At 68.5% G+C, this 18,955-nt stretch carries 14 protein-coding genes; 6 read left to right on the forward strand and 8 right to left on the reverse strand.

The genetic code is table 11. The features are described from left to right. The first annotated feature begins 11 nt into the window (after positions 1-11). Positions 12-3,422, forward strand: coding sequence for a tetratricopeptide repeat protein (locus tag ACSQ3O_RS06315; RefSeq protein WP_436138243.1), 3,411 nt, complete (start codon positions 12-14; stop codon positions 3,420-3,422). Positions 3,423-3,512: 90 nt separating this feature from the next. On the opposite strand, the gene ACSQ3O_RS06320 is transcribed toward ACSQ3O_RS06315, so the two are convergent. Together ACSQ3O_RS06320 and ACSQ3O_RS06325 are read right to left on the reverse strand one after the other, a co-directional pair. After that, positions 3,513-4,814, reverse strand: coding sequence for a tryptophan--tRNA ligase (locus ACSQ3O_RS06320; RefSeq protein WP_436138244.1), 1,302 nt, complete (start codon positions 4,812-4,814; stop codon positions 3,513-3,515). 40 nt (positions 4,815-4,854) lie between these two features. Beyond that, on the reverse strand, positions 4,855-5,523 hold the full coding sequence (locus tag ACSQ3O_RS06325; protein ID WP_137749157.1) for a site-2 protease family protein: 669 nt from the start codon (positions 5,521-5,523) through the stop codon (positions 4,855-4,857). A gap of 176 nt (positions 5,524-5,699) precedes the next feature. Between ACSQ3O_RS06325 and ACSQ3O_RS06330 the strand changes: the two genes are divergently transcribed. Beyond that, positions 5,700-6,857, forward strand: a complete 1,158-nt coding sequence (locus tag ACSQ3O_RS06330; RefSeq protein ID WP_436138245.1) for a methyl-accepting chemotaxis protein — start codon at positions 5,700-5,702, stop codon at positions 6,855-6,857. Between the two features lie 43 nt (positions 6,858-6,900). Here ACSQ3O_RS06330 and ACSQ3O_RS06335 read toward each other — a convergent pair whose 3' ends face one another. Both ACSQ3O_RS06335 and ACSQ3O_RS06340 read right to left on the reverse strand, forming a co-directional pair. Next, on the reverse strand, positions 6,901-7,536 hold the full coding sequence (locus ACSQ3O_RS06335) for an L-threonylcarbamoyladenylate synthase (RefSeq protein WP_094291956.1): 636 nt from the start codon (positions 7,534-7,536) through the stop codon (positions 6,901-6,903). Positions 7,537-7,592: 56 nt separating this feature from the next. After that, positions 7,593-8,459, reverse strand: a complete 867-nt coding sequence (locus ACSQ3O_RS06340; protein ID WP_137749159.1) for a 3',5'-nucleoside bisphosphate phosphatase — start codon at positions 8,457-8,459, stop codon at positions 7,593-7,595. Positions 8,460-8,572: 113 nt separating this feature from the next. Between ACSQ3O_RS06340 and ACSQ3O_RS06345 the strand changes: the two genes are divergently transcribed. Both ACSQ3O_RS06345 and ACSQ3O_RS06350 read left to right on the forward strand, forming a co-directional pair. Continuing rightward, the gene (locus ACSQ3O_RS06345; protein ID WP_436138246.1) at positions 8,573-10,375 is read left to right on the forward strand and encodes a methyl-accepting chemotaxis protein; all 1,803 of its coding nucleotides are present in this window, start codon (positions 8,573-8,575) and stop codon (positions 10,373-10,375) included. Between the two features lie 337 nt (positions 10,376-10,712). Then, a complete protein-coding gene (locus ACSQ3O_RS06350) occupies positions 10,713-12,479 on the forward strand; it encodes a methyl-accepting chemotaxis protein (RefSeq protein ID WP_436138247.1) in 1,767 nt (588 codons plus the stop codon). 70 nt (positions 12,480-12,549) lie between these two features. Here ACSQ3O_RS06350 and recJ read toward each other — a convergent pair whose 3' ends face one another. Continuing rightward, complete coding sequence (recJ, locus tag ACSQ3O_RS06355) at positions 12,550-14,352, reverse strand: single-stranded-DNA-specific exonuclease RecJ (protein ID WP_436138248.1); 1,803 nt, start codon at positions 14,350-14,352, stop codon at positions 12,550-12,552. Continuing rightward, a complete protein-coding gene (locus tag ACSQ3O_RS06360; RefSeq protein ID WP_436138249.1) occupies positions 14,349-15,305 on the reverse strand; it encodes a phosphoglycerate mutase in 957 nt (318 codons plus the stop codon). The genes recJ and ACSQ3O_RS06360 overlap by 4 nt, the downstream gene beginning before the upstream one ends. Before the next feature lie 83 nt (positions 15,306-15,388). On the opposite strand from ACSQ3O_RS06360, the gene ACSQ3O_RS06365 reads away from it, so the two are divergent. Both ACSQ3O_RS06365 and lolD read left to right on the forward strand, forming a co-directional pair. Further along, positions 15,389-16,642 (forward strand): lipoprotein-releasing ABC transporter permease subunit, encoded by a 1,254-nt coding sequence (locus ACSQ3O_RS06365; protein ID WP_094285343.1) that lies wholly within the window; start codon positions 15,389-15,391, stop codon positions 16,640-16,642. 149 nt (positions 16,643-16,791) lie between these two features. Continuing rightward, positions 16,792-17,490, forward strand: coding sequence for a lipoprotein-releasing ABC transporter ATP-binding protein LolD (gene lolD / locus ACSQ3O_RS06370; protein WP_436138250.1), 699 nt, complete (start codon positions 16,792-16,794; stop codon positions 17,488-17,490). Positions 17,491-17,535: 45 nt separating this feature from the next. Here lolD and ACSQ3O_RS06375 read toward each other — a convergent pair whose 3' ends face one another. Further along, a complete protein-coding gene (locus ACSQ3O_RS06375; RefSeq protein WP_436138251.1) occupies positions 17,536-17,787 on the reverse strand; it encodes a hypothetical protein in 252 nt (83 codons plus the stop codon). A 116-nt stretch (positions 17,788-17,903) separates the two neighbouring features. Then, positions 17,904-18,947 carry a VWA domain-containing protein gene (locus ACSQ3O_RS06380; protein WP_298449116.1) on the reverse strand — a complete coding sequence of 348 codons (1,044 nt, stop codon included), beginning with the start codon at positions 18,945-18,947 and terminating at the stop codon, positions 17,904-17,906. Positions 18,948-18,955: the final 8 nt, after the last annotated feature.

Raw genomic sequence — 18,955 nt, forward strand, 5'->3', positions numbered from 1 at the left:
AAGGCCACCCCATGCCATCCCATCGCCGCTTCCTCTTCTGGTGGACCCCTTTGGGCCTGGCGCTTGGCGCGGCAGGCAGCACCAGCGCCTGGGCGCAGTGCGCGGGCGCCCCGTTGGATTCCGGTGCGTCTGCCGCACAGATCGTGGCGCTGGCGGGCCAGGGCCAGACCCGCGCGCTCGGGGCGGAGCCCTGGTCGCCCGCCGCGCTGGCACAGCAGCTGGGGGCCGGGGCCGACATGCGCACGCTGGCGCTGTCGTCCGCCGCCCTGTTGCTGGCCGACCGCACGCAGATCCGCATGTCGGCCAACGCCCAGGTGCGGCTGTGCGAATCGCAGCCCCAGCGCACCCTGCTGGAGCTGGCCGCCGGGCGCCTGTGGGCCCGTACCAAGAAGACCCCGGCCACCCTCCAGCTGCAAACCCCCGCCGCCCTGGCCGTGGTGCGTGGCACCGACTGGGATGTGGAGGTGGACGCGGCCGGGCGCACCACGCTCACCGTGCTCTCGGGGCTGGTGGAGCTGTCCAACGCCCAGGGCAGCGTGCAACTGGGCCCGGCCGAGCAGGGCTTTGTGGAGCCGGGGCGGGCGCCTGTGAAGCGTGTTCTGGTCAACCCCCGCGAGCGTGTGCAGTGGGTGGCGGCCTATCCTACGGATACCGCGCGCTGGGCCGAATTCCAGCGCTCCGACATCGCACCCGCGCTGGCCGACGTGCGCGCAGCGCTGCAGGCGGGCCAATGGAGCGCCGCGCAGGCCCGGCTGCAGCAGATGGTGGCAGGGGGCGACACCAGCGCCGTGGTGGCCCTGGTGCTGGCCGACCTCGACCTGCGGGACGGCCAGATGGACGCGGCCCAGGCCCGCCTGGCCGCCGCCTGGCCGCGCACGCCAGACCCCCGCATCGCCGCACGCCGCGCTGAGTTGCTGATGGCGCTGGACCGCAACGCCGAAGCCCGTGCCTGGCTGGACACCACCCGCGCCGCCGCACCCACGGCACCCGAGCTGCTGCTGGCCGATGCCGACTGGCACCGCCTGGAGGGCCGGGGCGACGCCGCCCTGGCCCTGTACCGCCAGGCGGCCAACGCTGCGCCCGCAGGCACGGCGCAGCAGGCGGCCGCGTTGTGGGGCCTGGGCCGGGCGCTGCAGGAGCGGGGCGACCTGCCTGCCGCCCGCGCCACCCTGGCGCGCGCCGTGGCGCTGGCGCCCGACCACCCCACCTACCGGGCCGAGCTGGCCACGGCCGACACCGAGGCGCTGCGGCTGGCCGAGGCGCGCACCGGGTTGGATGCCGCGCTGGCGCTGGCGGGCGACGACTACAACAGCCTGGCCGGTGCGGGCCTGCTGGCGTTGCAGCAGGGCGATGCCGAGGGCGCGCGCACGCAGCTGCTCAAGGCGCTGGTGATCGAGCCCCGCTACGCACGCGCCCAGGTGTGGCTGGCCGTGGCCGAATACCGGCTGGGCGAGCTGGCGGCCGCCTTCGACTCGCTGGACCGCGCCCGCCTGGCCGACCCCAACGACCCGCTGCCCTGGCAGATCGAAGCCATCCTGCGCAACGACAGCGGCCAGCCCGAGGCCGCGATGGCCGCCGCCCGTCAGGCGCTGCTGCGGCTGCCCTACCTCAAGTCGCTCAACCCGCTGGTGTCCGACAGCCAGGGCTCGGCCAACCTGGGCAAGGCGCTGGGCGACTTCGGGCTGGAGCACTGGGCGCGCGCCTATGCGCAGCAGTCGTACTACCCGCTCTGGGCAGGCAGCCATTTCTTCATGGCCAACCGGTACGAGAGCGACTACAGCCGCAATTCCGAGCTGTACCAGGGCTACCTGGCCGACCCGCTGGCGCTGGGCGTGGGCGAGCGCCAGGTGCCCTTGCTGCCCACCGAGGGCCGTGAAACGGTGTGGTCTGCGAGTGCGGAGCGCAACCCCGTGCATTCGGCCCTGGTGGGCGCGGTGACCTTGCGCGGGCTGGATGCCAGCGCGGTGCCCATGGCCTGGCTGGCCCGCGCCAATGGGCTGCGCATGTGGCCCCGGGGCGGCTCAGGGTCGTACTGGATGACTGCGCCCATGGCCACGCTGGGCTGGGGCGCGCGGCCTACGGACCAGCTGGGCCTGTTTGTGGTGCACGACCAGGGCTGGGACCGCGTGGGCTACCCGGGCGGGCTGGACCTGGGGCCCGCGCGTTTTGATGGCGTGGCGCGCACCCACGCCGCGCGCACCGATGCCGGTGGTGCCTGGCGCTGGTCGGCCGACGCGCAGACCTGGCTCAAGGTGCACCATGTACGCAGCACCAACACCCGCGTGCTTGACTTCGACGCCTGGGGCCCGCAGAACTCGCGGGTGCAGGAGGGTATGGATGGCGTGATGCTGCGGCATGTGGTTCAGCTGCCGGGGCAGCGGCTCAGTGCCGGGTGGGAAAACTCTCGCGCCCAGGCCCGCTCGGGGCTGTACGACCCGGGCGTGCCCTGGGAGGCGTCGGACGGCACCACCACCGCACGTTTTGACATGCCCTGGATCACCTCCGAATGGCAGCATGGCGCCTGGGCGTGGGAGGTGGGGGCCGCCTGGCCGCGCCTGCGCGCCCGCTACGTGAGCCGTTATTTCAGCCAGATCACCAACGAAGATTTCTTTGCGCCCGACATCACCGAGGGCGGCCACACCCGGCGCCTCCAGCCCCGGGCGGGGTTGTCCTATCGCATCGGGCCGGGTCGGGCGCTGCACGCGGCCTACATCGAAAGCATGCACGCGCCTGCGACTCACACCCTGGCGCCCGTGGCCGTGGGCGCCATCGCCATCGATCACCAGTACCAGCGCCTGGGCAGCCTGGCGCGCAAACGTGCGGTGCAGCTCGATTGGGAGATCGACGCGCGCACCTTTGCCTGGGCGGTGCTCAGCAGCCAGTCCATCGCCAACCCGGTTTTTGCCGATGGCCGATTGCTCGTACCCAACCTGGGCAGTTCGGTGTCAGACCGGGCGGGCGTGCTGGCCCCCGTGGGTGCATCCGGCCAGGTGGTGATCGATGCCTACAACGGCACGCCTTATTTCAGCCAGGGCCGCCTGCACCAGGCGGGCGCCGCGCTGAACCGGGTGCTCACCCCGCACTGGAGCGTGCTCGGCAGCTACACCTGGGCCCAGTCGCGAAACACCGGCGTGCAACACGCGGGCAACCTGCTGCCGGGTGTGCCGCAGCACACGGGGGTGCTGGCCAATGTCTGGCGGCACGGGGCGCGCGACCTGACGCTGGCCTCGCTGGTCTACCGGGGTTCGCGGTTTGCTGACGAGGCCAACACCCAGCCCCAGGGCGCGGGCTGGAGCTTCAACCTTGTGCTGTTCCGCGAATCGGCGGACCGCCGCTGGGCGTGGACGGGCACGCTGCAGGCACCGCTGCACGGCACGGTGCGCCCCACGCTGTGGACCAGCCTGCGTTACCGCATGGATTGAGCGCAGTTTCAAGGGCTTTTTAGGCCTTCTCCGCGCAACTGTATAGCGTTTTAAGCTATCAAATAAATAGCATTCGCGTGTGTCGAATGCTCAGGCTGCAGCCTCTGCATGTGCGGCCAGCGCAGCCAGTGCAGCAGCCACATCGGCCTCTGCCACACCATCCACAGGCGCCAGCTGCCCAGCCAGTGCGGCCAGCCCTTCGCGCTGCAGACGGGCGATGGCCTGGCCTGCGTCCTTGGGCGCGTCGAAACCCGTGCTTTGCAGCAGCAGGCGGCCATCGGCGTCCACCAGCTTGAAGTAGAACTTGCCGTCGGCCTCGCGGTACTGCTTGAACGAGGGCAGGGCGGCCTTGGCGGCCTTCGCTGGCTTGGCGGCCGTGCTCGCCTGCGCCAGGCTGCGCAGGCCCACGGCCGAACGCAGTTCGCGGATGAACGGGGTGGCCAACGCGCGGGCGCGCTCGGCACCGGCCAGCAGCGTGGTTTCGATGCGGGCGGGGTTGTTCATCAGGTCTTCGTACTTGGCGCGCATGGGCGCAATCACCTGGTCCACGCGCTCGAACAGCACCTGCTTGGCATCGCCCCAGGCAATGCCGTCGGCGTAGGCCTTGCGCAGTGCTTCTGTTTCGTCGGCCGTGGCAAAGGCCTGGTAGATCTGGAACAGCGCCGAGCCCTCGACCTCCTTGGCCTCGCCGGGGGCGCGCGAGTCGGTGAGGATGGATCCGATCAGCTTCTTGAGCTGCTCGCGCGAGCTGAACAGCGGGATGGTGTTGTCGTAGCTCTTGCTCATCTTGCGGCCGTCCAGGCCAGGCAGCGTGGCCACGTGGTCGTCGATGGCGGCTTCGGGCAGCACAAAGTGCTCGCCATACAGGTGGTTGAAGCTGGCCGCCATGTCGCGCGCCATCTCGATGTGCTGGATCTGGTCGCGGCCCACGGGCACCTTGTGCGCCTTGAACATCAGGATGTCGGCGCCCATGAGCACGGGGTACATGAACAGGCCCGCCGTCACGCCGTCGTCCTGCTCGCGCCCTGCTGCCGTGTTCTTGTCCACGCTGGCCTTGTAGGCGTGCGCGCGGTTGAGCACGCCCTTGCCCGTCACGCAGGTCAGCAGCCAGGTCAGTTCGGGGATCTCGGGGATGTCGGACTGGCGGTAGAAGGTGACCTTCTCGGGGTCCAGGCCCGCTGCCAGCCAGCTGGCCGCGATCTCCAGCGTGGAGCGCTGGATGCGCACCGGGTCTTCGCACTTGATGAGCGCGTGGTAGTCGGCCAGGAAGTAGAAGCTCTGCACGTTGGGCGACAGGCTGGCCGCCACCGAGGGGCGGATCGAGCCGACAAAGTTGCCCAGGTGGGGCGTGCCCGTGGTGGTGATGCCGGTGAGAAAACGCGTGGTGCTCATGGGAACAAAATCAGCTGGAAAAAAGAAGAAAAAAGGAAGTTCAGCGCAGCAGGGCCGTCAGTGGTGTGAGCAGCAGGTTGATGGTGCTGTAGCCCAGCGCCATCAGCGGGCGCAGCCACAGGGCCCCCACCACGCCTGCAATCACCAGGCCCATCACGATGAAAAAGCCCCAGGGCTCGATGCGCGAGACCATGTGGGCCTGCTTCCAGGGCAGCAGGCCCACCAGGATGCGCCCGCCATCGAGCGGCGGCAGTGGAAACAGGTTGAAGGCCCACATCACCAGATTGACCATCACACCCGCACGGGCCATTTCGATGAAAAAGCGCTCCTCCACGCCAGAGCCCACCAGCGCCACCAGCAGCACGGCCCAGCCAATGGCCTGGATGAAGTTGGACGCGGGCCCCGCCAGCGCCACCCAGACCATGTGCTGCTTGGGCTTGCGCAGGTTGCCGAAGTTGACCGGCACCGGCTTGGCATAGCCGAACAGGAACGCCCCGGAGGTGGCGAAATACAGCAGCAGCGGCATCAGGATGGTGCCCACCGGGTCGATGTGCTTGATGGGGTTGAGCGTGATGCGCCCCATCATGTACGCGGTGTTGTCGCCAAAGTGGCGCGCCGCGTAGCCATGGGCCGCCTCGTGCACGGTGATGGCAAACAGCACCGGCAGGGCGTAGATCAGAACGGTTTGGATGAGATTGGAGGTGTCCACCCGGGGGATTGTCTCAGACCGCCTGCCGCCCGGCGGTCCCGCAGGCGGCGGGTTGGGCGATTGTGGGTTATACGTACACCGCAAACAGGCCCGGCTGGGCGATCATTGGCAGCTGCGGGCGCCCGCTGGTGGCACACCCTCAAAATCACTACAACAGTTCTGGAGAGACGACGCACATGTTCAACCATCTGAAGATCGGAACGCGCCTGACGCTGGCGTTTGGCGGCATTTGCCTCTTAGTGCTGTTGCTGATGGCCATGGTGCTGGCAGGCGTTGGCGGGGCCGAGCAGGCCCTGCAGGGCGGCGCGGTGGGGGCGCAGCAGGTACAGGCGGCGCAGGCCCATCTGGGCAGCGTGCGCTCATGGGCCATCGGGTGCAGCGTGCTGGTGTTCGTGCTGGCGCTGCTGGCGGTGTTCAGCCTGCGGGCGGGCATCGTGGCGCCGCTGAACCAGGCCATCCTGATTGCCGAAACCGTGGCTTCGGGCGACCTGAGCCAGGAGTTCAGCTCCGAGCTGCAGGGCGATTTTGGCCGCCTGCTGGGCGCGCTGGGCACCATGGAAGACACGCTGACCGACCTGGTGTCGCGCATCAAGCAGGATGCCGACGCGATCAGTGCCTCGGCCACCGACATCGACCACGGCAACACTGACCTCTCGCGCCGTGCCGAAGACCAGGTGTCGTCCCTCACCCAGACGGCCGCCAGCATGGAGCAGCTCACGGCCACGGTGCGCCAGAACGCCGAGCGCGCCCATTCGGCCAGCGGCCTGGCCGTCAAGGCCTCGGCCATTGCCGAGCAGGGGGGCGCCGTGGTGGGCGAGGTGGTGCAGACCATGCAGGCCATCAGTGGCAGCTCGCGCAAAATCGTGGACATCATCCAGGTCATCGAAGGCATCGCCTTCCAGACCAACATCCTGGCGCTGAACGCGGCGGTGGAAGCTGCCCGCGCCGGTGAGCAGGGCCGTGGTTTTGCCGTGGTGGCCAGCGAGGTGCGCAACCTGGCCCAGCGCAGCGCCGTGGCCGCGCGCGAAATCAAGGCGCTGATCAGCGCGTCGGTCGAGCAGGTGGAAAGCGGCGCGGGCCAGGTGGGCCAGGCCGGCAAGACCATGGAAGAGATCGTTGGCGCCGTGGGCCAGGTGAGCGCCTTGCTGGGCGAGATCTCCATCGCCCTGCGCGAGCAGAGCGAGGCCATCAGCCATGTGAACCAGGCCGTGTCGCACATGGACGGCACCACCCAGGACACGGCAGCGCTGGTGCAAAGCGCCGTGGCTACCGCCTCTTCATTGACTGCTCAGGCGCGTGATCTGGAGCAGGCCGTAGGCGCGTTCAAGCTCTGATCCCCAACATGCGCGCCGGGACTGCCTGGGCGCGCATCCTGGGCTACAACCCCAGCGCCTGCAGACTGCCACGCCCTTCGCGCACCACCTCGGGGTCGCCACCGGCGCCCATGGGGGTTAGGTCCACCACCGTGGTGGGCTCCAGCGGGCAGGCACCTGCGTCCACGATGGCGTCCAGCAGCTTTTCGTAGCGCTCGCGGATCTCCTGCGGATCGTTCAGCGGCTCCGTCTCGCCCGCCGGGATCAGCGTGGTGGCCAGCAGCGGCGCGCCGTGCAGCTCCAGCAGCAGCTGCAGTCCCTTGCGGTCGGGCACGCGCAGGCCAATGGTCTTGCGCGAGGGATGGCTCACGCGGCGCGGCACTTCCTTGGTGGCTTCGAGGATGAAGGTGTAAGGGCCGGGCGTGCCCAGCTTGAGCAGGCGGTACTGCCGGTTGTCCACCCGCGCATAGTTGGCCAGCTCCGACAGGTCGCGGCAGAGCAGTGTGAGGTGGTGTTTCTCGTCCACCTGGCGTATGCGGCGCAGGCGGTCCACCGCGTCCTTGTCGTCCAGGTGGCAGACCAGCGCATAGCTGGAGTCGGTGGGCACGGCCAGGATGCCGCCCTTTTGCAGCAGCATCGCCCCTTGCTTGAGCAGGCGCGGCTGGGGGTTGTCGGGGTGGACTTCGAAATACTGGGCCATGGGCGTTATGGGGGCGCTATTGGGGCGTTTTTGCGGGCTGCTTTGGGGCGCCGGGGTCAGGCGGCTGGGTGCTGGATGCGGTCCGCCAGCAGCTCCCACACGGGCGTGAGCTGGCCCGGCAGCAGGGGCAGTGTGCCCAGGTCGGTGTGGGATTCGTCGGGGCTGTGGAAGTCGCTGCCGCGCGAAGCGGCCAGGCCAAACTCCTGGGCCATGGCGGCGTAGGTCACGTATTCGGCGGCGCTGTGGCTGCCGGTCACCACCTCCACGCCGCGCCCGCCATGCTGCTTGAACTCGGAGAACAGTGCGTACTCCTCGTTGGCTGTGAACTTGTAGCGCGCCGGGTGGGCAATCACGGCCATGCCGCCGGCCCCGGTGATCCAGCGCACGGCATCGCCCAGGCTGGCCCAGCGGTGGGGCACATAGCCGGGTTTGCCTTCGATGAGGTACCTGCGGAAGACTTCGGAAGTGTCCTTGCACACGCCGGTTTCGACCAGAAACCGGGCAAAGTGGGTGCGCGAGATCAGGTCGGGGTTGCCCACAAAACGCAGCGCGCCTTCATACGCGCCCGGGATGCCTGCCCGGGCCAGTTGCTCGGCCATCTCCTGCGCGCGCTCGCTGCGCCCGCCGCGCGTGGCGGCCAGGCCCCGGGCCAGCTGGGCATCGTCGGGGTCGAAGCCCAGGCCCACGATGTGCACGGTGGTGTTGGCAAAGGTGACCGAGATTTCGGTGCCGGTGAGGTAGGCCATGCCCTGGGCGCGGGCGGCGGCGGCTGCGCGGTGCTGGCCGCCGATTTCGTCATGGTCCGTCAACGCCCACAGCTCGACCCCATTGGCCTGGGCCCGCGCGGCCAGGTCTTCGGGTGTCAGGGTTCCGTCGGAGACGACGGAGTGGCAGTGCAGGTCGGCGTTGAGTATGGGGGTCACCAAGTCATTTTAGGGCTTGTACTGATAACGCGGCTGGCCGAACCCAGCAACACTGCAGCGGGGCCGGTGCTGGCGGCAGCGCGGCAATGGATGGCGTGTTCTGAGGAGCAAGCATGAAATTCAATGACCTGCGGGTGGCCCACAAGATGTGGAGCGTGATCCTCGGTTTGCTGGCCCTGATGCTGGTGACCGCCATCGGGACCCAGTGGTACGGGCGGCAGGTCACTGCCGCCACCGAAGATTCGGTGAGCAAGTACGAGGCCGCCATCACCAACGCCGTGAGCTGGCGCGGGCTGGCCGAGGTGGCCGTCACCATGTCGATGGCCAGCTTTGTGACCACCGACCAGGCGCTCAAGGCCGACTTTGACACCCGGGTGGCCGCCCTCACGGCGCGCATCACCCCGGTGCAGGAAAAGATCAACAAGGCGGCGGTGTCCGCCGACGACAAGGCTGCGCTGACCGCCGTGGCGGCCACACGGGCCGATGTGCGGGGCCAGGCTGACAAACTCAAGGAGCTGACCGACGCAGGCGATGCCGCCGCCAAGCAGGCCTACCTGGCCGACGTATACCGCCCCAAAGTCTTGGCCTACCTGGAGTCGATCGATAAATTTGTGGCTGTGCAGGAGCGCCAGCGTGAGTCAGCGGTGCAGGCCGCCAGTGCCACGCGTGGCAGCCTGGTGCTGATCGGGTCGGCCGCTGCCGTTGCCGTGGTGGCGCTGGGCATGCTGCTGGCGGCCTTGCTGGTGCGCTCCATCACCCGCCCGCTGGACCGGGCCGTGGCGCTGGCCGAAGCCATTTCGGGCGGTGATCTCACGCAAAACATCCATGATGACCGCAAGGACGAGCTGGGCGTGCTCACGCGGGCCTTGTCGGGCATGGCCACACGGCTGCGCACAGTGGTGAGCGAGGTGCGCCACGGGGTGGACTCGGTGTCCTCTGCGTCGGTGGAGATCGCCAACGGCAACCACGACCTGTCGGCCCGCACCGAGCAGACCGCTTCGAACCTGGAAGAAACCGCCGCCAGCATGGAACAGCTCACAGCCACCGTGAGCCAATCCGCCGACACGGCCCGCCAGGCCAACCAGCTCGCAGGCACCGCAGCCCAGGCAGCGGCCCGGGGCGGCGAAGTGGTGGGCCAGGTGGTCACCAGCATGCAGCAGATCACCGACAGCAGCAAAAAGATCAGCGACATCATCGGCACCATCGACGGCATCGCGTTCCAGACCAACATCCTGGCGCTCAATGCAGCCGTGGAAGCCGCCCGAGCCGGTGAACAAGGCCGGGGCTTTGCGGTGGTGGCCAGCGAAGTGCGCAACCTGGCCCAGCGCAGTGCAGAAGCGGCCAAAGAAATCAAGACCCTGATCAGCGCCAGCGTGCAGAACGTGGAATCGGGCTCGGCCCAGGTGGCCCAGGCCGGTCAAAGCATGGAAGAAATTGTGTCCAGCGTGCAGCGCGTGAGCGACCTGATCGGAGAGATCACGGCATCGTCCACCGAACAGCGCGACGGCATCGCCCAGGTCAACCAGGCCGTGACGCACCTGGACCAGATGACCCAGCAGAACGCAGCGCTGGTGGAGGAATCGACAGCGGCAGCGGCCTCGATGCGCGACCAGGCACAGAGGCTGGCGGAAGTGGTGTCGGTGTTCAACGTGGGCGCGGTGGCGGCGCGGGCTCCGGCAGCGGCACCCCGGGCAGCACCAGCGCCTGCGCCCCGCCCTGCGGTGGCCAAGGCTGCGACCAGCGCTCCGCGCGTGGCGTCGGCTGCATCCAAGGCATCTGCGCCAGCGCCTGCGCGCCTGCCTGCTGCCAAGGCGCCCGCTCCCAAGGCAGCACCAGCCGCTTCCGCTTCGTCCGCCCCTGCATCCGCTCCCCGGGCTGCCGCAGGCGGCAACGACGATGAATGGGAGAGCTTCTGACCCGGCCTGCCCGGTAGGTCGTGGGAACTCCTGAATTGATAGCTACCCAGGCAATCTGGTAGCGCGGAAGCAGCCCATTTTTTTTCAAACCCGTGGTGCCAAGACGGGCCCGCCAGACTGGCGCTGCCTGGCGGGAGCCCCGGCGTGGTGTTCGCCGCTTTTTCGTTCGCGCATCTCTGGCGCTTTCTGGATGCGGGTATTTCCCGGTGGGATGCGGGCCCGGCAGCGTGCCGGGCTGGCGTAGGCTATGGCCTGTCGTTGATGTAATCGAATGTTTCCTGCATGCCATGCGCAGAACATGAGAAAGGCATCACCGGTCCACGAGGAAACACCAACCATGCAACTTGACAATATCCGCGTCTCCCGCAAGCTCTGGGGCGCCTTCCTGGGTCTGATGATCGGCATGCTGCTGCTGTCGAGCTTTGCCCAGAACCGGGGCAACAATTCGATGGCGGCCGCGATGGACGGCATCCTCGAGATCGAGGAGCGCATCTCCTCGGCCGTGCGCTGGCGGGGCGCCACCGAAACCGCCGTCACCATGGTCATGGGTGGCGCCGTGACCACCGATGCCGTGCTCGCCGAGCAGTACGGCGCCAAGGTCAAGGAGATCATTGGCAACATCAACAAGGTGCAGGAAAAGATCGTCGCGTCTGCCACCGCGCCGGAGGAAAAAGCGGCGCTCGACAAGGTGCTGGAGGCCCGCAAGGCCGTGCTGGCCGCCACCGCCAAGACCTGGGAGCTGAAAGGCGCGGGCGATGCCGTGGCCACGCAGCGTTATGCCGACGACGAGTTCGCCCCCCTGGTCACCAAGTACCTCAAGTCCCAGGACGACTTTGTGGCCGCGTTGGAAAAGCGCCGCGACGCCATCCGCGCCGATGCCACGAGTCGCCGCATTGAGAACGCCATCTCGGGGATCATCCTTTCCATGGTGCTGCTGGCCGTGGGCATTTTCCTGGCCTGGCGCCTGGTGCATTCCATCACCGTGCCGCTGGACCAGGCCGTCGAAACCATCGACGCGATTGCCGCTGGGGATCTGACCAAGGAATTGCAGTCCACCCGCAAGGACGAGTTTGGCCACATGCTGCGCTCGCTGTCGGGCATGGCCACACGGCTGCGCACAGTGGTGAGCGAGGTGCGCCACGGGGTGGACTCGGTGTCCTCGGCGTCGGTGGAGATCGCCAACGGCAACCACGACCTGTCGGCGCGCACCGAGCAGACCGCGTCGAACCTGGAAGAAACTGCCGCCAGCATGGAACAGCTCACAGCCACCGTGAGCCAATCCGCCGACACGGCCCGCCAGGCCAACCAACTCGCAGGCACCGCAGCCCAGGCAGCGGCCCGGGGCGGTGAAGTGGTGGGCCAAGTGGTCACCAGCATGCAGCAGATCACCGACAGCAGCAAAAAGATCAGCGACATCATCGGCACCATCGACGGCATCGCGTTCCAGACCAACATCCTGGCGCTCAATGCAGCCGTGGAAGCCGCCCGAGCAGGCGAACAAGGCCGGGGCTTTGCCGTGGTGGCCAGCGAAGTGCGCAACCTGGCCCAGCGCAGCGCAGAAGCAGCCAAAGAAATCAAGACCCTGATCAGCGCCAGCGTGCAGAACGTGGAATCGGGCTCGGCCCAGGTGGCCCAGGCCGGTCAAAGCATGGAAGAAATTGTGTCCAGCGTGCAGCGCGTGAGCGACCTGATCGGAGAGATCACGGCATCGTCCACCGAACAGCGCGACGGCATCGCCCAGGTCAACCAGGCCGTGACGCACCTGGACCAGATGACCCAGCAGAACGCAGCGCTGGTGGAGGAATCGACAGCGGCAGCGGCCTCGATGCGCGACCAGGCACAGCGGCTGGCGGAAGTGGTGTCGGTGTTCAACGTGGGCGCGGTGGCGGCGCGGGCTCCGGCAGCGGCACCCCGGGCAGCACCAGCGCCTGCGCCCCGCCCTGCGGTGGCCAAGGCTGCGACCAGCGCTCCGCGCGTGGCGTCAGCTGCATCCAAGGCATCTGCGCCGGCGCCTGCGCGCCTGCCTGCTGCCAAGGCACCGGCCCCTGCGCCCGCCAGCAAGGCTGCGGCGCAGGGAGGTGATGACGATTGGGAAAGTTTCTGAAGAGAAGGCTGGCAGCGCTTGGCGGGTCAGCGCTGGAGGCGGCTCTTTTACAGACCCGCCGCGCAGCGGGCTAGAGCTGCGCACCCTCCACCAGAAACTGCACCTTGCGCTCGCCCTTCCATTCGTTCACATCGAGGCGGAAGGCCAGCAGCACGCGCGCAGGCAGCTGCTCGGTGTGGCCGAACCAGATCGCGTCCACGGGGCTGCCCTGGTGCATGAGCTTGAGCGACAGGTGGTTTTTGGCCTCGCCCACCAGCCGCTGGCTCAGCACCTGCACTTCTTCGCTGAAGGTGGGGGGCGCAAAGCCCTGGCCCCAGACCTCGCGGTGCAGGGTGTCCACCATGTCGGCGCGGCAGTATTCGGGGGCCAGCGGGCCATCGGTCTCGATGCGGCGGGTGAGGGTGGAGGCGTCCAGCCACTCTTGTGCCACCTGGGCCAGGGCGCGCTCAAACACCTCGAACGCTTCTTCGGCCACCGTGCAGCCTGCCGCCATGGCATGGCCGCCAAATTTCAGCAAGACGCCGGGGTGGCGCTTGGCCACCAGGTCCAGCGCGTCGCGCAGGTGAAAACCGGGGATGGAGCGGCCCGAGCCTTTGAGTTCATGCTCCTTGCCCGGCGCACTGCTGGCCGCAAACACAAAGGTGGGGCGGTGCAGCTTGTCCTTGATGCGGCTGGCCACGATGCCGACCACGCCTTCGTGGAAGTCGGGGTCGAACACGCTGATCGCGGGGGGCGGTTCTTCGTCTTCCTGGAACAGGCTCTCGGCCATCAGCATGGCCTGGTCGCGCATGCCGCCTTCGATCTCGCGGCGCTCGCGGTTGATGCCGTCCAGCATGGCGGCCAGCTCGGCGGCGCGGCCCGCGTCGTCCGTCAGCAAGCATTCGATGCCCAGCGTCATGTCGGCCAGTCGGCCAGCGGCGTTGATGCGCGGGCCCAGGGCAAAGCCAAAGTCGAACGTGGTGGCAGCGGGCGCCTTGCGGCCTGCGGCGGTGAACAGGGCTGCAACGCCGGTCGGCATCTGGCCCGCGCGGATGCGCTTCAAGCCCTGCGCGACCAGGCGACGGTTGTTGGCATCGAGCCGGACCACGTCGGCCACGGTGCCCAGCGCCACCAGGGTGAGCAGCGGGTCGAGCTTGGGCTGCAAGGGCTTGTGCGCCCCCACGCTCCCCACTGCGTGTGGTTCGCTGCCCCCCAAGGGGGCGCTCGCGCCTTGGGGCGGCCCGGCGGCGCTCGGCACATCGAATACACCGCGCGCGCGCAGCTCGGCCCGCAGCGCCAGCAGTACGTAGAACATCACGCCCACACCGGCGATGGACTTGCTCTCGAAGGTGCAGCCAGGCTGGTTGGGGTTGACGATGGCATCGGCCGCCGGCAGCGCGGGGCCGGGCAGGTGGTGGTCGGTGACGACGACCTGCAGGCCCAGCGCCTTGGCTTCTGCCACGCCTTCCACGCTGGCGATGCCGTTGTCCACGGTGATGAGCACATCGGCCCCGCGCTCGGCCACGCGGCGGGCGATGGGGGGCGTGAGGCCGTAGCCGTCCGTCACCCGGTCGGGCACCAGGTAGTCCACGTTGTGCGCGCCCAGCAGGCGCAGGCCACGCACGCCCACGGCGCAGGCGGTGGCGCCGTCGCAGTCGTAGTCGGCGACGATGATCAGGCGCTTGTTCTGCGCCATGGCATCGGCCAGCAGGCGGGCGGCGTCGTCGATGCCTTTCAAGCCCGACGGGGGCAGCAGGCGGCCCAGGCCGTCGTCCAGCTCCTCATGGGCGCGCACGCCGCGTGCTGCGTACAGGCGCGCCAGCAGCGGGTGCACACCGGCCTGCTCCAGCGCCCAGGCGGCGCGGGGGGGAATGTCTCTTGCTACTATTTTCATAGCTTTGGGAGTAGGTCAGCCGCGCGCAGAGGCCTGAAAAAGCTTTGGAAACGCTGGGCCAGCGAGCGGGGTGCGCTGTGGAAGGCCATTGCATTGCGATCGCCACACAGCGTGAGCGCTACGGGGGCGCCTGCCTCGGCCCGGCGCAGCAGGTTGGCCACGGGGCCCGCGTCCAGCGCCGCCCAGGCCTGGGCCCAGGCGCGCCAGTCTTCGCGCAGGGCGGCATCGCGCAGCGGGGTGGGCATGGTGGGGGCGGCAGAAGGGCCGGGCACCGGCTGGGGCAGCGTGCCCGCGCCATGTACCCAGAAGGAGTTGACCACCGGCAGCCCCCGCGCCGCGCGCTCGTCGTTGAAGGCGTGGGTGTAGAGCAGCATCTGCATCTCGCTGTGCAGGCGGTGCAGGGTGCGGGCCTGTTTGGCATCGGGCATCCAGGCGCGCACGTCGCGCAGCAGCACACGCTCCAGCGAGGCGGTGGCCAGGTTGGCAAACAGCGGGCCACTGGCCAGCCAGCGCGTGGGCTGCTCGTAGTGCAGGATGATGCCGTCTTCGGCAAACCAGGGCGAGACGATGGCGAGCAGCGCCCGCGATGCGGCTTCATCCAGGCCCAGCTGCTCCGGGTCGCGCAGGGTGACGTGGTCGGTGCTGACCTGCCATTGGCAAGGGGTGACAAAGGCCCAGGCGTCGCTGCTGGCAGGCAAGCCTTGCTGGTGGCGGTGCCAGGCGGCCCAGGGGATGTGGCCGTCCTCGGCAGGCAGCCCCAGGGCGCGGGCCAGGGCGCGTTCGTGCGGGGGGGAGAAGCTGGTTTCCTCGGCGCTGTCGCTCTGCGCAGCGTGGGGGCTGAGCCGGGCCAGAAGCCGGTCCAGGTGGGGCAGGGCGAGGCCCTGTTGGACTTGCTGGCATCCCTCGGCGGTACTGCCCGCGCTGGGGATGAGCAAAAAGGTGGTGTCTGACATGGGGCGTATTGTCCGGGATGCCACAATCTGCCCCGGCCCGGGCCCGGCATTCCGCTGGAGCGCAAGGCCTTCTTTCCTCACCCATGAAAATCCCCTACGAACTGGCCCTGGGCTGGCGCTACACGCGCGCAGGCCGCGCCACGCGGCGCAATGGCTTTATCTCGTTCATCTCGGGCGTGTCCATGCTGGGCATTGCGCTGGGGGTGGCGGCGCTGATCATCGTGCTCAGCGTGATGAACGGCTTTCAGAAGGAAGTGCGCGACCGCATGCTCAGCGTGGTCTCGCACATCGAAATTTTTGCGCCCCAGGGCGCTGCGCTGCCCGACCCGGCGCGTACGCTGGCCGAGGCCAAACAAAACCCCAACGTGATCGGCGCCGCGCCCTTTGTGGCCGCGCAGGCCCTGCTGGCGCGGGGCGAGGACATGAAGGGTGCGCTGGTGCGCGGCATCGACCCCGCGCTCGAAGGCGCGGTGACCGACCTGGCCGCCACCAACGAAAAAACGCTCAACCTGCTGGTGCCCGGCGAGTTCCGCGTGGTGCTGGGGGGTGAACTGGCCCGTGCCCTGGGCGTGCGCGCGGGCGACGTGGTCACGGTGATCGCGCCCGCAGGCCAGGTCACCCCGGCGGGCGTGGTGCCACGCCTCAAGCAGATGACGGTGGCGGGCACGTTTGACTCGGGCCACTACGAATACGACTCGGCCCTGGTGCTGCTGCACCATGAGGACGCGCAGCGCATTTTCCGCCTGGAGGGCCCCACGGGTGTGCGCCTCAAGCTCAAGGACCTGCACCAGGCCCGTGAGGTGGCACAGCAGCTGGCGGGGAGCCTGAGCGGCATGCTGCTGATCCGTGACTGGACGCAGCAGAACCGCACCTGGTTTGCCGCCGTGCAGCTCGAAAAACGCATGATGTTCATCATCCTCACGCTCATCGTGGCGGTGGCGGCGTTCAATCTGGTCAGCACGCTGGTGATGACGGTGACCGACAAGCGCGCCGACATCGCCATCCTGCGCACGCTGGGCGCGAGCCCGAAAAGCATCATGGGCATCTTTGTGGTGCAGGGCGCCATGGTGGGCGTGATCGGCACGGCCGTGGGCCTGCTGCTGGGCCTGGGGATCGCGTTCAACATCGACGTGATCGTGCCCGCCATCGAAAAAGCGCTGAACGCCAGCTTCTTGCCCAAGGACATCTACCTCATCAGCAAGATGCCCAGCGAGCCACAAAGCAGCGACATCGTGCCTATCGGCTTGATCTCGCTCGTACTGGCCTTCGTGGCCACGCTCTACCCCAGCTGGCGCGCCAGCCGTGTGAACCCTGCCGAAGCTCTCCGCTATGAATGAGAAACACCCACCTGAGACGCTTCGCGTCTTCCCCCCGCTCTCGCATTGCTGCGCAACGCGGGCAGGGGGACGCAGCCAGCGCGGCGGGGCGGCCCTTGCGCGGCTGCCCTCGCCTGAGCTGCGCCAGTTGCATGCCATGGATAACTGAGATGAACGCTGAAAAAAACACTGTCGTGCTGGAAGCCCGGGGCCTGACCAAGCGTTTTACCGAGGGCCGGCTGGACGTGACCGTGCTGCAGGGCGTGGACCTGCAGGTGCACGCGGGCGAAACCCTGGCCATCGTCGGTGCCTCGGGCTCGGGCAAGAGCACCTTGCTGCACCTGCTGGGCGGGCTGGATGCGCCCACGGCCGGGTCGGTGCGGCTTAAGGGGGCGGCGCTGTCGGCGCTGTCGCCCCAGGCGCAGGGCCAGTTGCGCAACCAGCACCTGGGTTTTATCTACCAGTTTCACCACCTGCTGCCCGAGTTCAGCGCGCTGGACAACGTGGCCATGCCGCTGCGCATCCGCCGCATGCCTGCTGAGCAGGCCCACCAGGCGGCCGAGCAGGTGCTGGCGGCCGTGGGCCTGAAGGCGCGCGTGCACCACCGCCCGGCCGAGCTGTCAGGCGGCGAGCGCCAGCGTGTGGCGATTGCGCGCGCGCTGGTCACGCAGCCGGCCTGCGTGCTGGCTGACGAACCCACCGGCAACCTGGATCGGGGCACGGCCGATGGCGTGTTCGAGCTGATGCTTCAGCTTGCGCGCGACCACGGTACGGCTTTTGTGATGGTGACGCACGATGAATCCCTGGCCGCGCGTTGCGGCCGTGTGGTGCGGATTGCCGAAGGAAAGCTGCAGGCACCACGCGCCTGATCGCCCCTCATCCCCCGCCGGATGGGGGCGCCGTTTCACATCTGTTCAGATCCCGAGGATCTTCTTGGCCTCGGCCAGGGCCTTCATCGAGTCGTCGTGTTTGCCCGCCTTGTGGTGGGCTTCGCCGTCGGCGCGCAGTTGTTTGACCTTGGCGGCGTTGTCGGCCGACAGGCCGGGGTTGGTGGCCAGCTTGGCGTCGATGGCCTTCATCTCGTTGGGGCAGTTGTGGGCCAGCGCCATGCCTGCGGCGGTGGCCAGCAGGGCCGCCAGGGCCGTGGTGCGGATCAGGGAACGCATGGGGTCTCCTTTTGTGGTGCAGAGCCGGGCTTGTGGTGCGGGCAGGGGCGGGGCCCGGTGCCCGCCGTCCGTCATCCTTTTCTTGTGTGCTCGCGGGTGTCGGGCCGCGAGCCTGGCTACATCACCCGCCCGTACCACCACACCGACAGCGCAGCAGCCAGCAGGGCCAGCACAGCGCCCGCCAGTGCGAGCAGGGCGGAAACTTCGGTTTCGCGCTTTTCCACCGTCAGGCGCGTGCTGAGGGTCTGGTAGACCTTCTTGAGGTCGGCCGCCGTGGCGGCATGGAAGTATTCGGCGTTGGTGCGCGCGGCCACGGCCTTCAGGGTTTCTTCGTCCAGCCGCACGCGCATGGACCAGCCCTCAAAGCCAATGGTTTCGCCCTGCACCGTGCCCACGCCCACGGTGTACACGCGCACGCCTCGGTCGGCTGCCCATTTGGCGGCTTCGAGTGGGTCCACGCCTGTGGTGCGCTGGCCGTCGGTGAGCATGATGATGGCGGCCGAGTTGTAGGAGCCCGGCGCCACCGGGGTGAAGGGCTTGGCCGGGTCCTGCTTGCTGATTTCGTCAATGGGCTTGGGGCGCATGGCCTGGCGGCCCCCCAGTGCGGCGATGTCGATGCCCGCATCGGGAAAGATGGTGGCCAGCGACAGCATGATGCCGTTGCCCGTGGCTGTGCCGCGCTGCAGCTGGAAGCTGTCGATAGCCTTGACCAAGTCTTCGCGGCTTTGCGTGGGCAGCTGCGCCAGCTGGGCGCTGCCCGCAAAGGCCACGATGCCCACGCGCACATGGCGGGGCAGTTCGGCAATGAAGGCCTTGGCGGCGTTCTGGGCGGCGGTGATGCGGTCGGGCTCCACATCGGCGGCGCGCATGCTGCCCGACACGTCCATGGCCAGCATGATGGTCTGGTCCTGCGAGGGCAGGGTGATCACGGCGAGGGGGCGCGCTGCGGCCAGCAGCAGGGCGATGAGGGCCAGCAGGAAGAGGGCGGGCGGGATGTGGCGGCGCAGGCGCTGGCCGGGGCCCAGGGCTTCGCGCACCAGCGCCAGGCTGGAGTAGGCGAGCGCAGTCTTCTTGCGGCGGTGCAGCAGCCACCAGTACAGCAGCACCAGGAGGGGCGCAACCAGCAGCAGCCAGAGCAGGGAGGGCCAGAGAAAAACCATGGTGCGGG

This window comes from Acidovorax sp. LjRoot74 (assembly GCF_964254355.1).
Taxonomy (GTDB): domain Bacteria; phylum Pseudomonadota; class Gammaproteobacteria; order Burkholderiales; family Burkholderiaceae_C; genus Acidovorax.

Bases quoted from the DNA above. Each gene is read 5' to 3' on its own strand.
- ACSQ3O_RS06345 (WP_436138246.1), top strand. From the start codon at position 8,573: ATGAAATTCAATGACCTGCGGGTGGCCCACAAGATGTGGAGCGTGATC.
- ACSQ3O_RS06375 (WP_436138251.1), bottom strand. From the start codon at position 17,787: ATGCGTTCCCTGATCCGCACCACGGCCCTGGCGGCCCTGCTGGCCACC.
- recJ (WP_436138248.1), bottom strand. From the start codon at position 14,352: ATGAAAATAGTAGCAAGAGACATTCCCCCCCGCGCCGCCTGGGCGCTG.
- ACSQ3O_RS06320 (WP_436138244.1), bottom strand. From the start codon at position 4,814: ATGAGCACCACGCGTTTTCTCACCGGCATCACCACCACGGGCACGCCC.
- ACSQ3O_RS06365 (WP_094285343.1), top strand. From the start codon at position 15,389: ATGAAAATCCCCTACGAACTGGCCCTGGGCTGGCGCTACACGCGCGCA.
- ACSQ3O_RS06330 (WP_436138245.1), top strand. From the start codon at position 5,700: ATGTTCAACCATCTGAAGATCGGAACGCGCCTGACGCTGGCGTTTGGC.
- ACSQ3O_RS06315 (WP_436138243.1), top strand. From the start codon at position 12: ATGCCATCCCATCGCCGCTTCCTCTTCTGGTGGACCCCTTTGGGCCTG.
- ACSQ3O_RS06380 (WP_298449116.1), bottom strand. From the start codon at position 18,947: ATGGTTTTTCTCTGGCCCTCCCTGCTCTGGCTGCTGCTGGTTGCGCCC.
- ACSQ3O_RS06350 (WP_436138247.1), top strand. From the start codon at position 10,713: ATGCAACTTGACAATATCCGCGTCTCCCGCAAGCTCTGGGGCGCCTTC.
- ACSQ3O_RS06335 (WP_094291956.1), bottom strand. From the start codon at position 7,536: ATGGCCCAGTATTTCGAAGTCCACCCCGACAACCCCCAGCCGCGCCTG.
- ACSQ3O_RS06360 (WP_436138249.1), bottom strand. From the start codon at position 15,305: ATGTCAGACACCACCTTTTTGCTCATCCCCAGCGCGGGCAGTACCGCC.
- lolD (WP_436138250.1), top strand. From the start codon at position 16,792: ATGAACGCTGAAAAAAACACTGTCGTGCTGGAAGCCCGGGGCCTGACC.